At 47.3% G+C, this 20,401-nt stretch carries 17 protein-coding genes and 1 riboswitch; of the genes, 2 read left to right on the top strand and 15 right to left on the bottom strand.

Annotation, left to right across the window (positions count from 1 at the left end; genetic code table 11):
* Positions 1-12: 12 nt before the first annotated feature.
* The 3 genes from FTU54_RS05615 to prfB all read right to left on the bottom strand — a co-directional run bounded on the left by FTU54_RS05615 (position 13) and on the right by prfB (position 2,659).
* Positions 13-1,092, bottom strand: coding sequence for an alkene reductase (locus FTU54_RS05615; RefSeq protein WP_180074540.1), 1,080 nt, complete (start codon positions 1,090-1,092; stop codon positions 13-15).
* 25 nt (positions 1,093-1,117) lie between these two features.
* Positions 1,118-1,417: a helix-turn-helix transcriptional regulator gene (locus FTU54_RS05620; protein WP_005180779.1), complete on the bottom strand. Its 300-nt coding sequence runs from the start codon at positions 1,415-1,417 to the stop codon at positions 1,118-1,120.
* 146 nt (positions 1,418-1,563) lie between these two features.
* A protein-coding gene (prfB, locus tag FTU54_RS05625; RefSeq protein ID WP_155756629.1) for a peptide chain release factor 2 occupies positions 1,564-2,659 on the bottom strand; the annotation gives its coding sequence in 2 pieces (ribosomal slippage) (positions 1,564-2,586 and positions 2,588-2,659; 1,095 coding nt in all).
* Positions 2,660-3,104: 445 nt separating this feature from the next.
* Between prfB and FTU54_RS05630 the strand changes: the two genes are divergently transcribed.
* Complete coding sequence (locus FTU54_RS05630; RefSeq protein ID WP_168369919.1) at positions 3,105-3,893, top strand: putative porin; 789 nt, start codon at positions 3,105-3,107, stop codon at positions 3,891-3,893.
* A gap of 57 nt (positions 3,894-3,950) precedes the next feature.
* Here FTU54_RS05630 and recJ read toward each other — a convergent pair whose 3' ends face one another.
* From recJ to FTU54_RS05680, 10 genes are all read right to left on the bottom strand, one after another.
* Entirely contained in the window at positions 3,951-5,654 is a 1,704-nt protein-coding gene (recJ, locus tag FTU54_RS05635; RefSeq protein WP_104489262.1) for a single-stranded-DNA-specific exonuclease RecJ, read from the bottom strand.
* Positions 5,655-6,311 (bottom strand): pyridoxamine 5'-phosphate oxidase, encoded by a 657-nt coding sequence (pdxH, locus tag FTU54_RS05640; RefSeq protein WP_005180791.1) that lies wholly within the window; start codon positions 6,309-6,311, stop codon positions 5,655-5,657. It lies immediately after the preceding gene.
* A gap of 11 nt (positions 6,312-6,322) precedes the next feature.
* Positions 6,323-7,660 (bottom strand): phosphoglucosamine mutase, encoded by a 1,338-nt coding sequence (gene glmM, locus FTU54_RS05645; protein ID WP_005180793.1) that lies wholly within the window; start codon positions 7,658-7,660, stop codon positions 6,323-6,325.
* 126 nt (positions 7,661-7,786) lie between these two features.
* A complete protein-coding gene (gene guaB / locus FTU54_RS05650; protein WP_005180795.1) occupies positions 7,787-9,253 on the bottom strand; it encodes an IMP dehydrogenase in 1,467 nt (488 codons plus the stop codon).
* Between the two features lie 179 nt (positions 9,254-9,432).
* Entirely contained in the window at positions 9,433-9,798 is a 366-nt protein-coding gene (locus FTU54_RS05655) for a YkgJ family cysteine cluster protein (RefSeq protein ID WP_075167288.1), read from the bottom strand.
* A 107-nt stretch (positions 9,799-9,905) separates the two neighbouring features.
* The gene (locus FTU54_RS05660) at positions 9,906-10,703 is read right to left on the bottom strand and encodes an MBL fold metallo-hydrolase (RefSeq protein ID WP_005180798.1); all 798 of its coding nucleotides are present in this window, start codon (positions 10,701-10,703) and stop codon (positions 9,906-9,908) included.
* Between the two features lie 183 nt (positions 10,704-10,886).
* Positions 10,887-11,462: a TMEM165/GDT1 family protein gene (locus FTU54_RS05665; protein ID WP_016658743.1), complete on the bottom strand. Its 576-nt coding sequence runs from the start codon at positions 11,460-11,462 to the stop codon at positions 10,887-10,889.
* Between the two features lie 71 nt (positions 11,463-11,533).
* Positions 11,534-11,674: riboswitch (yybP-ykoY riboswitch) on the bottom strand.
* 113 nt (positions 11,675-11,787) lie between these two features.
* Positions 11,788-13,809 (bottom strand): 2-oxo acid dehydrogenase subunit E2, encoded by a 2,022-nt coding sequence (locus FTU54_RS05670; protein WP_180074541.1) that lies wholly within the window; start codon positions 13,807-13,809, stop codon positions 11,788-11,790.
* 2 nt (positions 13,810-13,811) lie between these two features.
* Positions 13,812-16,514, bottom strand: a complete 2,703-nt coding sequence (gene aceE / locus FTU54_RS05675) for a pyruvate dehydrogenase (acetyl-transferring), homodimeric type (protein WP_180074542.1) — start codon at positions 16,512-16,514, stop codon at positions 13,812-13,814.
* Between the two features lie 268 nt (positions 16,515-16,782).
* Entirely contained in the window at positions 16,783-17,466 is a 684-nt protein-coding gene (locus tag FTU54_RS05680; RefSeq protein ID WP_005180807.1) for a M23 family metallopeptidase, read from the bottom strand.
* Between the two features lie 108 nt (positions 17,467-17,574).
* Between FTU54_RS05680 and FTU54_RS05685 the strand changes: the two genes are divergently transcribed.
* Positions 17,575-18,015 (top strand): hypothetical protein, encoded by a 441-nt coding sequence (locus FTU54_RS05685; protein WP_016658741.1) that lies wholly within the window; start codon positions 17,575-17,577, stop codon positions 18,013-18,015.
* A gap of 97 nt (positions 18,016-18,112) precedes the next feature.
* Here FTU54_RS05685 and lpxC read toward each other — a convergent pair whose 3' ends face one another.
* Both lpxC and ftsZ read right to left on the bottom strand, forming a co-directional pair.
* Positions 18,113-19,015 (bottom strand): UDP-3-O-acyl-N-acetylglucosamine deacetylase, encoded by a 903-nt coding sequence (lpxC, locus tag FTU54_RS05690; protein WP_005180809.1) that lies wholly within the window; start codon positions 19,013-19,015, stop codon positions 18,113-18,115.
* Positions 19,016-19,139: 124 nt separating this feature from the next.
* Positions 19,140-20,327, bottom strand: a complete 1,188-nt coding sequence (ftsZ, locus tag FTU54_RS05695; RefSeq protein ID WP_005180810.1) for a cell division protein FtsZ — start codon at positions 20,325-20,327, stop codon at positions 19,140-19,142.
* Between the last annotated feature and the right edge of the window lie 74 nt (positions 20,328-20,401).

Genomic DNA, 20,401 nt, shown 5'->3' on the forward strand with positions numbered 1-20,401 from the left:
AACGCGGCTGCTTTAGTCGGCATTCACCACGCTTTCAGCCAGGCTTGGATAATCGGTATAGCCTGCTGCACCCTGCACCCCAATCATGGTCTCTAGCTGCAGTTCATTTAGCGGTGCATCATCCAGCAAACGTTCATATAAATCCGGGTTGGCAATATAAGCCTTACCAAAAGACACGGCATCGGCTTTGCCCGAAGCCAGCAGTTCAATCGCATCGGCACGGCTTAAACGCATATTGGCAATGTAGGGAACACCACCTGAACGCTGTTTCATATACTCGGAAATACTGTCTTCTGCCAAATATTCACGGGTAAAGAAAAACGCGATCTGACGTTTACCCAATTCCTGCATCACATAGCCAAATGTTTCACGTGGATCATCATCGCCCATATCATGCTCATCACAACGTGGTGCCAGATGCACACCAACACGATCCGCGCCCCAGACTTCGATCAAGGCATCCACCACTTCCAGCAGGAAACGAGCCCGGTTTTCAACAGAACCACCGTATTCATCTTCACGCTTGTTGGTCTTGGTTTGCAGGAACTGGTCAATCAGATAACCATTGGCGCCATGCAACTCTACTCCATCAAAACCGGCGTCTTTGGCACGAATTGCAGCCTGCTTATATTGCTCGGTAATGGCATGAATTTCTGAGATTTCCAGCGGACGTGGAAGAACATAAGGGCGCTTAGGACGTAACAGGCTGACATGACCGGCCTGTTGTACTGAACTCGCCGATACCGGTGTTTCACCATTTAACAGCTCTGGATCAGAAACACGCCCCACATGCCATAGTTGGGCAACGATTAAACCACCCTTCTCATGTACAGCATTGGTGACCCGCTTCCAGCCTTCGACCTGTGCATCTGTAAATAGCCCAGGTGTATTGCGGTAACCATTAGCTTCTTCAGAAATAACTGTCGCTTCAGAAATAATCAGGCCTGCACTTGCACGTTGGGCATAGTACTCAGCCATCATCGCGGTTGGGACACGCTCATCGGTTGCACGACTACGGGTTAAAGGCGCCATGATGACACGGTTTTTTAATTCAAGCGCACCCAGTTTCAGGGGGGTATTTAATTCAGCCATACTGACTCCGACCTCCAGATATGTTTTAGAGGTGTTGTTGTAGATGTTCGATGTACTGCTGAATCAAAGCTTCGTTGCGGGAGAAATATGACCATTGCCCATGTTTGGTGGCGGTAATTAATCCCGCCTGCTGTAACACGGACAAATGATTGGACATGGTGGACTGCGAAACTTGCCCTAATTTTTCAATCTGGCCCGCACAAACACCACGCTGAAAGCCGCCACATTCTTCGGCAGACAGAAACTGCTCTGGTGTTTTTAACCATTCCAGAATTTGCCGGCGTGTGGGATTTGCCAGTGCTTTAAAGATCAGATCAAAGTCCATAGTCACATCACATAGTCGTGCGCAACAAAGCTGATTGCAGCATTTATCCCATTATATCGTATTTTTTCGATTTATATATCGAATATTTTAGATATAAGAGTCACAAACTGTATCTGCCTTGCTACGCAGAGAGTTAAAAGGTCTGCTTACAGGCCTTGTTTCAAGCTTGCTTCAATAAATTTATCCAGATCACCATCCAGAACTGCACCTGTATTTGAATTTTCAACACCAGTACGTAAGTCTTTGATACGTGAGTCATCCAGTACATAAGAACGGATCTGGCTACCCCAACCAATGTCAGACTTCGAGTCTTCTAATGCCTGAGCGGCTTCATTACGTTTGCTCATTTCCAGTTCATAGAGTTTTGCACGTAACTGTTTCCAGGCATGGTCACGGTTGGCATGTTGTGAACGCTGGTTCTGACAGGCCACCACAATACCGGTTGGAATGTGGGTTAAACGCACGGCAGAGTCAGTTTTGTTAATGTGCTGACCACCGGCACCCGATGCACGATAGGTATCGGTACGGACATCTGACGGATTGATTTCAATTTCAATATTGTCATCTACTTCAGGCGAAACAAACACTGCAGAGAATGAAGTATGACGGCGGTTACCCGAGTCAAATGGTGACTTACGCACCAAACGATGGACACCCGATTCAGTACGTAACCAGCCATAGGCATACTCACCTTCGACACGAATCGTCGCGGATTTAATCCCGGCGACATCCCCGTCAGATTCTTCCATTAATTCAGCTTTAAAACCATGACGTTCGATCCAGCGCATGTACATACGTAGCAGCATTGAAGCCCAATCCTGTGCTTCGGTACCGCCAGAACCGGCCTGAATTTCGACATAGCACGGGTTCGGGTCCATTGGATTGTTAAACATCCGGCGGAATTCAAGTTTTGCCAGCTCTTCTTCAGCGGCGCTCAATTCGGCCTGCACATCTTCCAGCATGGCTTCTTCATCGGCTTCCACCGCCAGATCCAGCATCGCCTGTGCATCTTCGAGCTGTGTTGCCAGACCGTCTAATACATTCAGGACGTTCTCAAGCTCGCCTTTTTCTTTGGCCATGGCTTGGGCGCGGTTCTGGTCATTCCAGATGGCCGGATCTTCCAATTCACGGAGAACTTCTTCTAAACGCTCTTTTTTAAGATCGTAGTCAAAGATACCCCCGTAGTGTTTGACCACGTTCGTTCAAGTCTTTTAGCTGGTTTAGATAAGGATTAATTTCCACGTAAATTCTCTCAATTAACAATGAAGCTCAATAACCAATAATTGTAGCACAGACCTGTTCAGGCATTGCCACCCTGCAGCTATTTCCAGCACAACTTTTCTAGACATAAATAGCCAGCCAATCCCTACGCATATTCAGCTTAAATTTGCCTGAAATATTTAGATCTACAATTTCCATTTACTCTAGCGTTGAAGGAGATCTGACACATATTTGATGGTTTTATAGTCAATATTTAGAAAATTCACAAAATCTACATAGTTTTAATAAAACAAAACATTTAATTATTTCATTTTTATTTCAATCACTTAAACTCAAATCATTACACAAACTTACGACTGAAACAATGCGGTAACTTTCTGATGATTGACGCTGAAATTTTTTAGCCTAGACTAAAAGTTGTAACAAAAAGTTTAACTGTTAACCAGATTTCAGAGGGGTAATTTCCATGAAAAAATTAGCAATCGCATCAGCCCTACTTTCAGCTTTGGCTATCACTGGTACTGCGAACGCATACCAAGCTGAAATTGGTGCATCAGCAGCTTATGTCGATCCAGACAACGGTAGTTCAGGCAACGCTTTTGGTGTAGATGGTACTTATTACTTTAACCCTGTACAAACCCGTAATGCGCCTTTAGCTGAAGCAGCCTATCTTGACCGTGCTAGTAATGTTGGTGCATATGCAACATTTGCAGACCGTGGTAATACCGACAGTAATACTTACGGTGCTAATGTAGAAGTATTTGTACCGAATTCTGATTTTTATTTATCGGGTGGTGTAAGCCAAAATGAGCGCGAATCTGTAAATCAATTTGGTCAAAAATATGATTGGGATACAACTTATTATCAAGCAGAAGTCGGTTATTTACCAGCACCAGGCTTGCTAATTGCCGCAGGTCTTAAAGGTTATGACGATGACAACGACGATGGCGTAGACCCAACATTACGTGCCAAATATGTAACTACACTTTCAAATGGTAAAGACATCAACCTTGAAGCAGGCGCTGCTTTTGGTGATCTAGATGAATACAATCTAGCAGCAGACTACTACATTGATAAAACCCTAAGTGTAGGTGTGGATTATTACGACAATGATCTTCAAAATACTAACGAGTTTGGTATCAATGCACGTAAATTCTTTACCCCACAAGTGAGCTTAGAAGGCCGTGTAGGCTTTGGTGAAGCTGGTAATGCTGACTACAATAGTTTTGGTGTCGCTGCGAAATATCGCTTCTAATCCCTCACATTAAAAGCAAAAAAATCCGCTCAAATTTGAGCGGATTTTTTATTTGGATTACTGCTCCAAATGCACAATCTGCAACTGCAAACTCACATTGCCATTAAACACATTGCGCTCTAATTCATAAACCAAACGCACATCATCCAGCATCGGGTTAAATTCAAATTTATCTTTGGCACCAAACGCGATCGCATCAATCACCTGCCCATTTTCCAAAGCCACGCGTAATTTAAGATGTACATCTTTGAGCCAACGATAATCCACAATCTGAAATTGCCCCTCAAAAATTGGCGGTGGAAATTTCTGCCCCCACGGCGCCAAGTGCTGCAAGGTATGCACAGTTTCTAAATGAAAATCTTCTACCGGCAATTCACCATCGGTCCATAAGGTGGCCTGAAACAGCTCAGGGTCCATGCTGGCAATCAGCTGTTCAAAAATCTGCCTAAATTCCTGAAAATGAGCTTTTTGAATGGTCAGTCCGGCCGCAGCCGCATGTCCGCCAAAATGGCTGACCAGATGCGGATACTGCTCGGCTACCTGTTCAATCGCATCACGGATATGAATACCATCAATGGAACGTGCCGACCCTTTAATATGAATACCATCTTCATCAGCCGCAAACACAATACTCGGGCGATGGAACTGTTCTTTCAGCCGACCTGCGACAATACCAATCACCCCTTGATGCCAATGCGGCTCAAACATGATTAAGGCCGCAGGCAGTTCGCTAGCATCGAGCTGGATTTTTTCCAGTTCCTGCAATGCTTCCTGCTTGATCTGCCCTTCAACCTGACGACGCTCTACATTTAACTGGTTTAACTGTTCAGCGAAGCGATAAGCAGTTTGTGCATCATTGGCCAGCAGACATTCAATACCAATATCCATGGTTTCCATTCGGCCCGCGGCATTAATCCGTGGTCCCAACACAAAACCTAAATCCTGGGCTTTTAGGCTGGCTGCCTCTCGTCCGGCTATATCCAGCAGTGCTGAAATTCCCGGCCGACACAGATGTTGCTGGATTTTTTTCAGTCCGGCATCCACCAGAATACGGTTGTTATAGTCCAGACTGGCCACATCGGCATAGGTGCCCAAGGCCACCAGATCCAGATATTGGGTCAGATTGGAACTGGATTTGCCTTGTTTTTTACGATAGCTGGACAGGTTGGCCAAGACATAAAATGCCACCCCGACGCCCGCCAAGGCTTTACTCGGAAATTCGCAGCCGAGCTGGTTCGGATTGACGACGGCATCCGCCGCTGGTGTAGCTTTGGTGGTCAGGTGATGGTCGGTAATAATAACCTGCATACCATGTGCTTGCGCCTGTTCCACGCCGGCATGGCTGGAAATACCATTATCAACGGTAATTAATAAATCAGGCTGAAAGCGGGTAAAGGCCAGATCGGCAATTGCCGGAGTCAGGCCATACCCATATTTAAACCGGTCCGGCACCAGATACTGTACCTTGGCACCCAATTCACGCAAGGCCAGTACCATTAAGGCGGTACTAGTGGCACCATCGGCATCATAATCACCGACAATGACAATCTCTTTGTGCTCGTCAATGGCCTGATCCAGAAGCTGAATGGCCTGATCCAGCCCTTTCATGGTCGGCGCCAGCAAGTGTTTCAGCTTCAGTTCCAGTTCCTGCTCGGATTGCACACCACGTCGCGCCAAAATCTGGGCAATCAACGGCGTCACGCCCTGAAAACTTTCAGGGCGTGTCAGAAAAGGTCGTTGTTTAATCTGTATATTCGACATTTAAGGCATCAGTCGTTGCAGTGTCCATGCCCCATCGGTTTTTTCATAACTTAAACGGTCATGTAAACGATTCGGGCGCCCCTGCCAAAATTCATAATAATCCGGTTCCAGACGATAACCGCCCCAGAATTCCGGCTTGCTCAGTACATCCTGCTCACCCACCTGGGCAGCAAGCTGTGCAAAACGCTGTTGCAACGCTTCACGGCTGGCAATCACACCACTTTGCGGGGTACTGATATGCGCCGCAATCTGGCTGTCACGTGGACGCTTGTTATAGTACAGATGCGACTCTTCCTCCGGAATTTTACTCACCCGGCCGCTAACCCGAATCTGGCGTTCCAGTTCCGGCCAGTAAAACAGCAATTCCGCATAAGGATTTTCCAGTAAGTCGGTGCCTTTCTGGCTGTCATAGTTGGTATAAAAGTCATAACCAAGTTCGGTTGCACCGCGCAGTAGCACGGTACGCACATGCGGACGGCCCTGCGCATTGGCTGTAGCCAAAGACATGGCATAGGGTTCATGCAGCTTGATTTCCAGCGCATGATTAAACCAGTTTAAAAACTGCTGATGCGGATCAGCCAAAGCGGCTGACTCATGCAGCTCGCCTTTTTGATAGCTTAAACGTAATTCACTTAAGTCTTTAATTAAATCAGACATCTATACTCCCCTTAGGCAGCAATCGCATGATGACGCACGGCATCGGCCAGATGGTTGGCCAGTACGGTCACTTCCTGCTGGTCATCCCCTTCGACCATTACACGAATCACCGGTTCAGTGCCTGACTTACGAATCAGGATACGGCCACGGCCTTGCAGCTGCGCTTCTGCTTTACCAAATTCTTCCACTAAAGCGGGCACGGCATACGGGTCAAACATGGCCTCTAAACGTACATTCACCAGCACTTGCGGGAACAGTTTAAAATCGGCAACCAGTTCATGCAGGGCTTTGCCCTGCTCTACCATGACGGTTAAGACCTGTAATGCGGCAATAATCGCATCACCAGTGGTGCTTTTATCCAGAGTCAGGACATGGCCCGATGGCTCACCGCCGATATTCCAGCCATTTTCCTCAAGCGCCTGCAACACATAGCGGTCACCAACTTTGGCCCGGACAAACTCGACTCCAGCTTTTTCTAACGCCAGTTCCAGTGCCATATTGCTCATGACAGTTCCGGCAATACCTGCCGGTTTGTTTTTGGCCTGCGTCGCCAGAATATAAAGGATATGATCGCCGGTGATCTGCTCACCATTTTTGTCAACCATAATCACCCGGTCAGCATCGCCATCAAAGGCAATGCCCAAATCCGCCTGATGTTCTACCACCGCCTGCTGTAACTGTTCCGGATGGGTCGAACCACAATCTTCATTAATATTCAGACCATCTGGGGTGTTATATAGCGGAATGACCTTGGCACCCAGCTCTTTAAATACCGCCGGACCAACGTTATAGGCTGCACCATTGGCACAGTCCACCACAATTTTTAAATGGTTCAGATCGAAATGATAAGGAAAGGTCGATTTACAGAATTCGATATAACGTCCGGCAGAGTCTTTAACGCGGAAGCTTTTACCCAGATTGGCGTTATCTTCAATCTGAATTTCATTTTCGAGTTCTTGATTAATCGCTTCCTGCAGTTCATCCGGCAGTTTTTTGCCTTCGCTGGAGAAGAATTTAATCCCGTTATCAAAATACGGGTTATGCGATGCAGAAATGACAATGCCCAGACTGGCATGTAAGGCACGGGTTAAATGTGCAATCGCGGGGGTCGGCAATGGCCCCAGTAAATGTACATAAATACCGGCAGCGTTCAGACCAGCCTGTAGCGCCGATTCCAGAATATAACCTGACAGACGGGTATCTTTGCCCAGTACCACAATCGGTTTATTTTTCTTGCTGTATTTTTTTAAAACTTTACCTGCCGCGAAACCTAGTTTCAATGCAAACTCTGGTGTAATTGGAAGCTCCCCAAACTTGCCACGTATACCATCGGTTCCAAAATAACTCATGTCTTACTCACTTCTTATAGGGTTATGGTGATTTTCATCATCCTGTTTCAACACGCTTACTTTACACCAAAATTAAAAAAGCCGTCACATTTATGACGGCTTTTCTATAAGGCGAATTACCAAAAATCAACCAACGCGATAGTTCGGTGCTTCTTTGGTAATGGTCACATCATGCACGTGAGATTCAGACATACCGGCTGCAGTAATCTTCACGAATTTGGCATTCTGACGCAGGTCTTCAATGGTTGAAGAACCGGTATAACCCATTGATGAACGTAAACCACCCATCATCTGATGCACGATATTACCCATTGGGCCTTTGTACGGTACGCGACCTTCAATACCTTCTGGCACCAGTTTTTCAGCACCGGCTTTAGAGTCCTGGAAGTAACGGTCTGCAGAACCGGTTGCACCCGCCATGGCACCCAATGAACCCATACCACGATAAGCCTTGTAATAACGGCCCTGGAAGAATTCAACTTCGCCCGGTGCTTCTTCAGTACCAGCCAGCAGTGAACCGACCATAATCGTGCTGGCACCTGCGCCAATCGCTTTGGCCATATCGCCAGAGAAACGGATACCACCATCCGCGATCAATGGAATCTGTTCTTTTAATGCATTTGCTACAGAGTCAATCGCCGAGATTTGCGGCATACCAATACCGGCCACAATACGGGTGGTACAGATAGAACCCGGACCAATACCGACTTTCACTGCATCTGCACCAGCATCTAATAACGCAAGCGCAGCATCACCCGTTGCGATGTTACCACCAATGACTTGCACTTGCGGATAGTTCTGTTTTACCCAGCGTACGCGTTCAATTACACCGGCAGAGTGACCGTGTGCAGTATCGACTACAATCACGTCCACACCAGCTTCAACCAGCGCTTCTACACGGCTTGGGGTTTCTACACCGGTACCGACTGCAGCACCTACGCGTAAACGACCGAGGTCATCTTTACAGCTGTTTGGATAAAGTTCGGCTTTACGGAAATCGGTGACCGTAATTAAACCACGCAGTTCGTTGTTCTCACCCACCACCAGTACTTTTTCAATACGGTGCTGTTGCAACAGTGCCTGGATATTTTCTTTTGATTCGCCTTCACGCACCGTCACCAGACGGTCCTGACCGGTCATGATGTTGCTGACCGGCTGCTCCAGATTGGTTTCAAAGCGTGTATCACGACCGGTGACGATGCCCACCACTTTGCCATCTTTCACCACAGGCACACCGCTGATGTTGTTGGCTTGAGTTAAGGCAATCAGTTCACGTACTGTGGTTTCTGGGGTCACAGTGATCGGGTCTTTGACCATACCGGCTTCAAATTTTTTCACACGACGTACTTCAGCCGCCTGCGCTGCGATATCCATGTTTTTATGCAGGATACCAATACCGCCATTTTGCGCCATTGCAATGGCCATACGGGATTCAGTCACCGTATCCATGGCTGCAGACACAAGAGGAATATTCAGATTAATGCCGCGAGTTAAACGTGTCTTTAGAGAGACATCTTTTGGGAGGACAGTTGAGTAGGCAGGGAGTAATAAGACATCATCGAAGGTTAGCGCTTCTTGAACGATGGTCAACATAACAGTCTCACTGGTAATTTCCGTGCGCTATTATAAACAAATCTTGCTATAAATTTCATTTGTTATTGCATAAATAATTATTTATTCCGCACATCCTGACAATTCGGATGAGTTTGCTGATGAAAAAAGCAGGCCATGGCCTGCTTTTCTACGATAACAGCATCTGGATGCTGAAGTCTTTAACTGACCCGGTCAAAATCCGGGTCCTGGCCATCATTGGCCGCTTCGACCAACACCAGCGGAATCAGGTTATGCGCACGGCGTGCCTTATTGCACTGCTCATCGGCAATCTGTACCTCTTTGCAACTGGAACTGCGCTGCTCGTACATAGAGCAGCTGACCTGTTGTCCGACCGTTCCCTCCAGCGCAATACAACGCGGATTGGCCTGATTGGTCCCTTTCATGCATGAATAGAGGGCATTTACCGGTTCGGTATAATGCTCAGGCATGGGAATGCCTTCTGCCCAGTAAAATGAAACTCTAAAATAGGTGCAGCATGCGCCGCAGCTAAGACACGCATCTGAGGAAGCAACTTGAGACAACATTGTTAAAATTCTCGTCATCAAAAAAGAGTTTTTTTGGGGAAGAAAATATAAAAAATGTTGTTTTTACACTCAAGTTATTTTTTCAGTTTTTTACGCGATTTTTTGGCTTAAGTCGGACAGGTAAATACCGACTCATCCATCAGGTCGACACCGCATTCCAGCGTTTCAATCCAGTCCAGGAACTGGTTGATCTGCTCCTTGCCCACAAACGCGGTACCATGCTGCGGTACAATCATTTCGACATCCATTTGACGCACCATATTCACCCATAAACGGATGACTTTATTGGCACACATATAACGCTGATGAAAAGCTTTCATTTTTGGAATATGCGCGGCAAAGTTTTCTAACGGCTTGGATGCATCTTCGACCATTGAAGCGCCCATATCGCCGGAAAACAGGATTTTGGCCACCGGATCATAAAACTGGAAATTACCGACCGAATGCAGAAAATGCGCAGGAATGGCGACAATGGATGCCTGTCCCAATGGAATCACCTGGCCATGATCTGGCAGTTCAATCAGACGCTCCAGCCAGTTGCCTTTCATCCGGTCACTCATAAAGGCCGAGTTCAAGTGCGGCAAGAAACGCGCCCACAATTTCGAAGCCACCACTTTGGCATCGGTATACACCAGCCAGCGCGGCATTGAGGTAATAATATCCGGGTCCTGATGTGATGCCATCACATAGTCCAGATTGGTCAGGCGGGTATATTTATTCAGTTCCATGGTTAGCGGTACATAGGTCAAATCGCCGCCCGGGTCCAGAACTGCGGCACGGTCATTGTCCAGAATCAGAAACTGGTTGGCCTGTACGCCCTCACCTTTGACCAGACTGGTGAAACTGATACATTTATGCGTGCCATTATCAAATAATACTTGTGATGTGGTGCGATCGAACGCCATACCTTGTCCCCAAAAAAATCTTATCTTTACATTAAATTTTTAATTCCCTATAAAATAAAGGGTATTCCGCCAACTTACAATCAATATACAATTTAACTTTCAACTATTTTGTAGAAGCACGGGTCAGGTTCAGCCCATAAAAAAGCCCAACCGGGAAGATTGGGCCAAAATCAGTAGCAGCCTTTAAAAGAAATAATATTGCAACAAGGTGCTGACCCCGATGATCAGGAAAATCAGTGCACCAATTTTATGAATCAAGGATACCGGTAATTTCTCTGCCATTTTATTGCCGATAAATACTGCCGGCGCATTGGCAATCATCATCCCCAAGGTGGTGCCAATCATCACCCAGAAAATACTGTCAAAACGCGCAGCCAGCGCCACGGTTGCAATCTGGGTTTTATCGCCAATTTCTGCCAGGAAGAACAGAATAAAGGTGGCACCAAACACTCCGTATTTCTGCCATTTGTTGATGCTTTCATTTTCATCATCCAGCTGATCCGGAATCAGCATCCAGATCGCCATTCCAATAAAACCGAGTGCCAGAATCCAGCGCAGAATTTCAGGACTTAAAATGGTGGTAATCCATTGTCCCAAGGCTGCAGATAAACCGTGATTGATCAGGGTAGCGGCCAGAATCGCCAGCAGAATTGGCAGCGGTTTACGGAAGCGGGCCGCCAGTAACAGGGCCAACAGCTGGGTTTTATCACCCATTTCGGCCAAAGCGACAATTGCAGTTGAGATCAGGAATTCATACATGATGGATTTCTCTGGCTAGCACACATACCAATGACCTATCCCTCCTGCTAGCCAAATCTGCAGAGTGATAAATCAAAGGTCTTGCCAACAAAAGAAAGCTTGAGAAAAGCATTTTGGTTCTTTGCTATGATGACCATGCCCTGTTGAGCAAATATGTTGACCATCACCTTTTTACTTTGCGTAAAAAGCGGCTACTCCCCAATGAAGTGCTGTTATTGTAATCGGCCACAGAAAAAACTCAAGTACCAAAAGCAAAAACCCTGCCGAAGCAGGGTTTTTTTCAACTTTGCGTGTTCTCCGTCACAGAGAAACACCAAGCGGCGTTTTAGATTAACAAAGTCCGGATATCTTTGAGCAGCTTGGTCAGCTTGTTGGTAAATCGGGCTGCATCTGCGCCATTAATCACACGGTGATCATAAGACAGCGACAACGGCAGCATTAAGCGTGGATCAAAGCCTTCGCCATTCCAGACCGGTTGCATAGTGGCAGGAGAAATCCCCAGAATTGCCACTTGCGGCCAATTCACCAGCGGCGTAAAGGCAGTACCACCAATTGCGCCAAGGCTGGAAATGGTAAAGTTGGCGCCTTGTAGGTCTTTCGGTGACAGTTTCTTGTCACGCGCTTTTTGGCCCAGCTCGCCCAGTTCAATGGCAATCTGCTTAATCGATTTTTGATCCGGATTACGCAGTACCGGTACGGTCAGGCCATCTGGTGTCGCTACCGCAATCCCCATATGGATTTCATTGCGGAGCAGCACAGACTTGCCATCATCAGACAAGTGACCGGCAAACTCGCGTTCTTCTTTCAGCAAATAGGCCACTGCCTTAATAATAAAGGCCATAATGGTCAGGCTGATGCCCTCTTTCTTGAAGTTGCCTTTCAGCTCATTACGCCATGCTTCCAGTTCGGTGATGTCTGCTGCATCAAACTGGGTTACTTGCGGAATGTAGTTGTTTAAAGATAGCTGTGGGATGGACACTTGCTGCAAGCGGGTTAAAGCTTTCTCTTCCACACCACCAAACGCATCGAAACTTGGCAATTTCGGCAAGCCCAATGGTGCTGCTGCCACCGCTGCGGCCGCCGGAGCAGTTTGCGGTGCTGTCAGACGCGACTTCACATAGGCCACCAGGTCTTCTTTCATAACCCGTGCATGTGGACCGGAAGCTTTGACATCGGCCAAGATGACACCCAGTTCACGTGCCAGTTTACGCACTGCAGGACCAGCATATACTTTCGAGTTCGCTGCATTTTGCTCTTTGGTGAGCTTGTCTGCAGTATGTGTACTCGGTACAGCGCTTGAGGCCTGTGCGGCTGGCGCAGCAGGTGCGGCTTTTTGTGCTGGCGCTTCAGCTTTTGCTGCCTGCGGTGCAGGCGCTGTCTGACCTTCCGCCTCAATAGTCACCAAGGCAATGCCTTCTGACACATTCTGGCCCAGCTCGACATGAATCGCCTTGATTACACCCGCGGCGGTACTTGGCACTTCAACCGTGGCCTTGTCCGATTCCACCACAATAATACTTTGATCTTTTTCGACCGTATCACCGACCTGAACCAGAATTTCTGCAACCGCGGCTTTATCAACCCCTAAATCCGGGACCTTCACTTCGACATCACCCGCCGGTGCTGCAGAAGCTGGCGCTGCTGGTTCAGCTTTGGGTTCAGGCGCCGCCTGAGCAGCAGGTTGCTGTTCGGCTTGAGCTTGCGACTGTTCAGCTGCTGGTGCTGCCTCTGCCGTGGCCACGGTCAGAATCACCACACCTTCTTTGACGCTATCGCCAGCCTGAATCTCAATAGAGGCCACCGTACCCGATACCGTACTTGGCACTTCCACCGTGGCTTTGTCCGATTCCACCACCACAATGCTCTGATCGACATCAATCTGATCGCCGACCTGAACCAGAATTTCACCAACCAGCGCTTTTTCTACACCAATATCCGGCACTTTCACTTCAACGGTTACAGCGCTGCCAGCCGCTGCTGTCTGGTTTTGCGAGGCTGCCGCAGGTTGATGGCTGCTCACTTCCGCAATAATGTCCTGATCAGACAATGAGGTCGGGGTGTTTTCAGACGTTTTTTGCGGTGCATCAGCCAGTTGTGGTTCAACGGCTTGTGACGTTCCATCTTCGGCTTCCAGTTCAATCAGCACCGCGCCTTCTGCGACTTCATCACCCTGATTGACCAGAATGCTTTTCACCACCCCGGCTGAAGTGCTTGGCACTTCAACAGAGGCTTTGTCGGATTCCAGCAACACAATACTGTCATCGACCGCGATGCTATCGCCGACTTTGACCAGAATTTCAGCCACGGTGGCTTTATCTACACCAATATCAGGAGTCGTAATGTGCATGATTAGTTCTCCTCTTTGTAGTCAGCCACAGCGTGCAGCTCAGGCGTAGCCTGTGGTGCCCACGCGACCGGACGGTCGGTATCCAGCTCAAAGCTTGAAATGGCATCTTTGACCAGACGCGCATCAACTTCGCCTTCATCGGCCAGTTTCTTCAAGGTCGCCACCACAATGTGCGCGGCATCGACACCAAAGTAGCTACGCAGGTTGGCACGTGTATCCGAACGGCCATAACCATCTGTACCCAGCGCCACAAACGGACGGCTGTCTGGCAAATAAGCACGGATTTGTTCGCTATAAGCACGCATATGGTCAGTTGCAGATACCACAATACCGTCCGTACCACGCAGCTGTTTCGATACCCACGGCTCTTTGGCCTCTTCCGCCAGCGGATGCAGACGGTTGTATTCTTCGCATGCCATACCATCACGCGCCAGTTCGTTGAAGCTGGTCACGCTGTAGACATTGGAGTGAATCTGGTATTCCTCACGCAGGATTTTCGCGGCTTTAATCACTTCACGCAGAATCACGCCGGAACCAAGAAGCTGAACCGTGGCTTTCTCATCTTCTTCAAGCAGATACATACCACGCTTGATGCCTTCTTCAACGCCCTGCGGCATTTCAGGATGCTCGTAGTTCTCGTTCATAACCGTTAGGTAATAGAATACACGTTCCTGATTGACATACATGCGTTGTAAACCGTCATGGACGATAACCGCCAGTTCATAACCGAAACATGGGTCATAAGAGACACAGTTTGGAATGGTATTGGCCAGAATGTGCGAGTGACCGTCCTGGTGCTGTAAACCTTCACCGTTCAGGGTAGTACGGCCTGCGGTTGCACCGAGCAAGAAACCTTGCGCCTGTGCATCACCGGCTGCCCAGGCAATGTCGCCAATCCGCTGGAAACCAAACATCGAGTAGTACATGTACATCGGAATCATTGGCAGGTTATTGGTCGAATAACTGGTCGCCAACGCCGCCCAGGCACTCATTGCACCGGCTTCATTAATCCCTTCCTGCAGCATGTGACCGTCTTTGGCTTCACGGTAATGCATCAACTGTTCCTGGTCTTCCGGGGTATATTTCTGGCCATGTGCGGCATAAATACCCAGTTGACGGAACATGCCTTCCAGACCGAAGGTACGCGCTTCATCTGGAACAATTGGCACCACGCGGTCTTTAATGGCTTTTTCTTTTAACAGCGCAGAGATCAGGCGCACCATCACCATGGTGGTCGATTGTTCTTTACCGTTTGAACCTTTTAGCACTGCATCAAACACCGACAGCTCAGGAATCGCGAGAGACTCGCTGTCTTTACGACGTGCCGGCAAGTAGCCGCCCAGTGCTTCACGACGCGCCTTCATATATTTAATTTCAGGCGAGTTTTCACTTGGACGATAGAATGGCACTTCTTCCAGCTGCTCATCGGTAAATGGCAGGTTGAAACGGTTACGTACGTACTTCAATGATTCCAGCTGCATTTTCTTGATTTGGTGCGTCTTGTTCACCGCTTCAATTTCATCAGACAGACCATAACCTTTTACGGTTTTTGCCAGAATGACCGTTGGCTGACCTTTGGCCTTGGTCGCTTCTGCATAGGCAGCAAAAACTTTGTACGGATCATGACCACCACGGTTCAGATTATCAATATCTTCATCGCTCAGGTCTTTAACCAAAGCTTCTGCTTCTGGATATTTACCAAAGAAATGTGCGCGTGCATAAGCACCACCTTTCACCTGATAGCGCTGGTAATCACCATCTACTGCTTCTTCCATAATCGCTTTGAGTGCACCAGATTTGTCTTTATCCAGTAGCGGATCCCAATGACGACCCCAGACCACTTTAATTACACGCCAGCCAGCACCACGGAATAATGACTCAAGTTCCTGAATGATCTTGCCATTACCACGTACCGGACCATCTAAACGCTGCAAGTTACAGTTCACCACCCAGATCAGGTTATCCAGCTTCTCACGACCCGCCAGTGAAATCGCACCCAGGCTTTCCGGCTCATCCATTTCGCCATCGCCCAGATAAGCCCAGACTTTACGGTCTTCTTCTTTGATCAGGCCACGGTTCATCAGGTATTTTTGAATATGCGCCTGATAGATTGACATGATCGGACCCAGACCCATGGATACGGTCGGGAACTGCCAGTAGTCTGGCATCAGGTATGGGTGTGGGTAAGATGGCAAACCTTTACCGCCGACTTCACGGCGGAAGTTATTTAAATGTTCTTCAGTCAGACGACCTTCAAGGAAAGAACGTGCATAGATACCCGGAGCACAGTGACCTTGATAATAGATCATGTCGCCGCCAAAGTTATCACTATTGGCACGGAAGAAATGGTTAAAGCCAACATCATAAAGGGTGGCAGAAGAAGCAAAACTGGCCAGGTGACCACCAAGATCATCGCCCGTTTTGTTAGCACGCAGTACCATCGCCAGTGCATTCCAGCGAATCAGGGCGCGGATACGACGCTCCATATCCTGATCACCCGGCATTGGTGGTTGCTCTTCAACTGAAACGGTATTTAAATAAGGCGTATTTAGACGCTGAATGGGAACGTGTTTCGCGATTGCCCGTTGATAAAGTTTTTCTAATAAAAATGCCGCACGCTCGGTTCCCATGTGCTGCAAAACTGAATCAAACGCATCCTGCCACTCTTGGGTTTCCTGCGCGTCGGTATCACCATAATACGCCATAGTCGGTCATTCCTGAATCCTAATTATATGGTTTATATGTACCATATTTCTGCTTTCTAAAGGTATGGCCATCGGTGAATACGACTTTAGACTAGTATTTCGAGAAAAAATATCTATTGACGTTTTATTACCCAAAATAACAAAAAACCGCCAATAGCGGCGGTTTAATATACAGACAATATTCTTTTGAGTGATAATATAATCGTTATAAGGTCTTAATGCATGACGTGCTCAAAAATTAGGCCTTTTGAGCAAAAGCCGCAAGCTGTTAAGGCAGCATTGCCAGGTAAGTTGATGGGTTTTTACGAACGCCGTCTTTTACTACTTCATAATGTAAATGAGGACCGGTACAACGACCTGTACAACCCACGTTTGCAATATGCTCACCTGCAGCAACACGATCGCCGACACGTGCAATTAAGCGTGATGCATGAGCGTAACGGGTTAAATAGCCATTGCCATGGTTAATTTCAACATATTGACCATAACCTGTACCCCAACCTGATTTAGTTACGATACCCGGGCCAGTGGCATAAATTGGTGTGCCGCTTGGCGCTGCTAAATCTAAACCTGAATGACGTTCAGCACGACCATTCATGGTACGACCGCCATAGTTTGAGCTTACACGGGCATTTGGTAAAGGATGCGCCACTAACCAGCTATATGGATTAGCGCTATAAGATTTCGCAGAAGACGCTGAACCGTATTTTTTCGCTAAAGATTCGTTGTTTAATTCAACCGTTTTTTCACGCAGTTTGACATTAATTTCAGTTTGCGCCGGAATATTGATGTCTTGTGACTCGCTATAGGTCCCTTGTGCCAGGGTGCGGGTCAATTCTTCAATACGGTCTGTCGATGAATTTTGGCTGTTTAAGTCAACCAGATCAGCAAAAGCCACTGACGCCGCAGAAGCCGCCAAAGAAAACGCTAATAAAATACGTCGCGTATGCATAAAAACCTCATAAAAACTGTTCTTACTCAGAGTTCCTTGGTGATCTCTTCCTTGATCTTCACTGAAAGGAGCGCATAAGATTAAGACATAAACATGAAGGAAATATGTATGTCCGAGCCTTGTAACGTCTTTCGCCAAACAAGAAAACACATAAAAACAGGAAACCTAACGTTTCTCTCAACGCAAGTTGCTGCCTGGCAGAAACTTACTCAAATTATTCAACCCTTGTTGCCCCAACCCGAACTTTGGCAGGTTGTTTGTTATCAGCAAGGGATTCTTACCATTACTGGCACCAATCAGGCGATGGTGAGTCAACTGGCCTATTTGCAAAAACAGTATGTTGCTCAGCTATCACAATTGGCAGAACTTCAAGATTTACACAAGATTCAGGTCCGGTTAAAACCGCAGTTGCAAACGCCCCCAAAACAGGAAAAATCTTCAAGAACACTCAGTACAGAAACCCAGGAAATGCTTCGCGGTGCTGCTGACTTTGTGAGCGACCCTAAGCTTAGCCAAGCTTTGTTACGTTTGGCAAGCAATAAAAAGTAACATTGCGCCAATCTAAAAAATACAAAACCGATAAAAACGAGAATTAGTTCACTTTTTTAGATGTTACATTATAACATCACCAAGGAAAGACAATGACTTATGTCACACTCACATACGGAATTGGACATTGATTGATGTCATCAAATGTTACAATTTCATAGCTGCTTGGATCTTTTTGCACATTCCGTAAGAGCTGGTTATTCAGTGCATGACCCGATTTATATCCATCAAATTTCGCAATAATTTGATGACCGAGCAAATACAGATCGCCCACCGCATCTAATATTTTGTGACGAACAAATTCATCCGAGAAACGCAGGCCCTCTTCATTGACCACACCGGTGTCATCGACCCCAATGGCATTTTCCAGGCTGGCGCCCAAGGCCAGATTGTTGGCTTTTAAATAATCCAGATCTTTCATAAAGCCAAAGGTGCGTGCTTCACTGACTTCATAGACGAAGGTTTCGGTAGAAAAATCAATGGTGGCAGACTGATATTCTTTTTTAAAGGCGGGATGATCGAAATCGATGGTGAAATTGAGCTGGAAACCGTCATGCGGGGTGAAAATGGCACGTTTATCATCAATTAGCGCTTCGACCGGTTTTAAAATCTTGATGAATTTTTTTGGCGCATCCTGCTCTTTTAAGCCACCCTGCATTAATAAATAGATGAAGGGACCGGCACTGCCGTCCATAATTGGCACTTCAGAGGCGGAAACCTCGATAATCAGGTTATCAATTCCCAGACCCGCCAGCGCACTCATAATGTGTTCAATGGTGCCGACTTTGGCATTGTCCTGAACCAGATTCGAGCACATAAAGGCTTCCTGAATCAGCATGGCATCGGCCGGAATATCGACCGGTGGATTCAGGTCAATACGGCGAAACACGATTCCCCCGTCAGCATGGTGCGGCACAAAGTTAATCATGACTTTCTGTCCACTATGCAGACCTATACCACTCGCTTTCACGACACGTTCTAGGGTACGTTGTTTCAACATGCTCTCAATTCATCTGTATATAAAACCGCTATACGTTAGCATATTTAGCCATTGATAAAAAACAAAAAGGTAGCCATTTGGCTACCTTTTACAAGTTCTGGAATAAAAATCTATATCGTAAAAATTATTTACGTTGTTGATTTTTAAGATATTCCTGAATACTCATTGGCGTTGGACGTGAATTATTGCTGCTGCCTGCAGTCGCATTGATGGCCGGCGCTGCCTCTGCCTGACGCTGAATGGCCGGAACATCATCTTCTTCAACCGGCTGTTGAGCGGTTGCCTGTGCAGACTGCACCACTGAAGAACGCTTGACTGGCTCAACCGCATCGGCTGAATTACGGGTCAAACCAGTGGCAATTACGGTCACGCTGATTTCATCACGCGCATCCGGATCAAATACGGTACCGTAGAATACCTGGCCTTCATCCAGATCGACAATCTGGTTGACAACATCGGTAATTTCTTCAATTTCACCAAAGGTCACGTCATCACCACCGGTCACGTTAATCAGAATACCTTTGGCATTCATGATGGTCACGTTATCCAGTAACGGACTGCGAATCGCCTGCTCTGCTGCCTGACGGGCACGGTTTTCACCACGCCCCAGACCGACACCCATCATGGCATAGCCACGGGTACTCATGGCCGTTTTCAAATCGGCAAAGTCAAGGTTGATGTGACCCGGACGTACCACTAAATCAAAGATACTGCGCACGGCATTTAACAGCACGTCATCTGCCTTTTTATAAGCATCTTTCATGGAAATGTCGCGGAACACTTTTAACAAGCGCTGGTTTGGAATGATGATCAGGGAATCAACATGCTGCTCTAAAGCTTCAATACCTTTTTCTGCAGATTGCAGACGGCGTTTACCTTCAAAGTTAAACGGTGTGGTTACGACACCGACAGTTAAAATGCCCATTTCTTTGGCAATTTCAGCGACAACAGGTGCAGCACCGGTACCGGTACCACCGCCCATACCGGCAGTCACAAACACCATATCGGTGCCTTCTAACTGCTGGCGAATCAGCTCGCGGCTTTCTTCAGCAGCGGTTTGACCCACTTGCGGATTAGCCCCTGCGCCCAGACCACGGGTACTTTGCTCGCCCAGCTGGATTTTGCACTGTGCATTCATGCGGTCCAGTGCCTGTTTATCGGTATTGGCACAGACAAATTTCACACCCTGGATATCTGATTCCAGCATATGCTGTACGGCGTTACCGCCTGCACCACCTACACCAAATACAGTGAAACGGGCTTGACCGTTGTTATCGGTTTGATCATCTTCAAAAAATTCAAATGAGGCCATGACCTTTAGCTTTCCTAATTCATAATTGGCAGTCACTTCAGCCCGTATACTGCCTTGATCTTAATAAAAAATTG

Origin of the sequence: Acinetobacter sp. YH12116 (assembly GCF_013418895.1) — a bacterium.
Lineage (GTDB): Bacteria > Pseudomonadota > Gammaproteobacteria > Pseudomonadales > Moraxellaceae > Acinetobacter > Acinetobacter indicus.

Bases quoted from the DNA above. Each gene is read 5' to 3' on its own strand.
- FTU54_RS05615 (WP_180074540.1), bottom strand. From the start codon at position 1,092: ATGGCTGAATTAAATACCCCCCTGAAACTGGGTGCGCTTGAATTAAAA.
- FTU54_RS05620 (WP_005180779.1), bottom strand. From the start codon at position 1,417: ATGGACTTTGATCTGATCTTTAAAGCACTGGCAAATCCCACACGCCGG.
- FTU54_RS05630 (WP_168369919.1), top strand. From the start codon at position 3,105: ATGAAAAAATTAGCAATCGCATCAGCCCTACTTTCAGCTTTGGCTATC.
- recJ (WP_104489262.1), bottom strand. From the start codon at position 5,654: ATGTCGAATATACAGATTAAACAACGACCTTTTCTGACACGCCCTGAA.
- pdxH (WP_005180791.1), bottom strand. From the start codon at position 6,311: ATGTCTGATTTAATTAAAGACTTAAGTGAATTACGTTTAAGCTATCAA.
- glmM (WP_005180793.1), bottom strand. From the start codon at position 7,660: ATGAGTTATTTTGGAACCGATGGTATACGTGGCAAGTTTGGGGAGCTT.
- guaB (WP_005180795.1), bottom strand. From the start codon at position 9,253: ATGTTGACCATCGTTCAAGAAGCGCTAACCTTCGATGATGTCTTATTA.
- FTU54_RS05655 (WP_075167288.1), bottom strand. From the start codon at position 9,798: ATGTTGTCTCAAGTTGCTTCCTCAGATGCGTGTCTTAGCTGCGGCGCA.
- FTU54_RS05660 (WP_005180798.1), bottom strand. From the start codon at position 10,703: ATGGCGTTCGATCGCACCACATCACAAGTATTATTTGATAATGGCACG.
- FTU54_RS05665 (WP_016658743.1), bottom strand. From the start codon at position 11,462: ATGTATGAATTCCTGATCTCAACTGCAATTGTCGCTTTGGCCGAAATG.
- FTU54_RS05670 (WP_180074541.1), bottom strand. From the start codon at position 13,809: ATGCACATTACGACTCCTGATATTGGTGTAGATAAAGCCACCGTGGCT.
- aceE (WP_180074542.1), bottom strand. From the start codon at position 16,514: ATGGCGTATTATGGTGATACCGACGCGCAGGAAACCCAAGAGTGGCAG.
- FTU54_RS05680 (WP_005180807.1), bottom strand. From the start codon at position 17,466: ATGCATACGCGACGTATTTTATTAGCGTTTTCTTTGGCGGCTTCTGCG.
- FTU54_RS05685 (WP_016658741.1), top strand. From the start codon at position 17,575: ATGTCCGAGCCTTGTAACGTCTTTCGCCAAACAAGAAAACACATAAAA.
- lpxC (WP_005180809.1), bottom strand. From the start codon at position 19,015: ATGTTGAAACAACGTACCCTAGAACGTGTCGTGAAAGCGAGTGGTATA.
- ftsZ (WP_005180810.1), bottom strand. From the start codon at position 20,327: ATGGCCTCATTTGAATTTTTTGAAGATGATCAAACCGATAACAACGGT.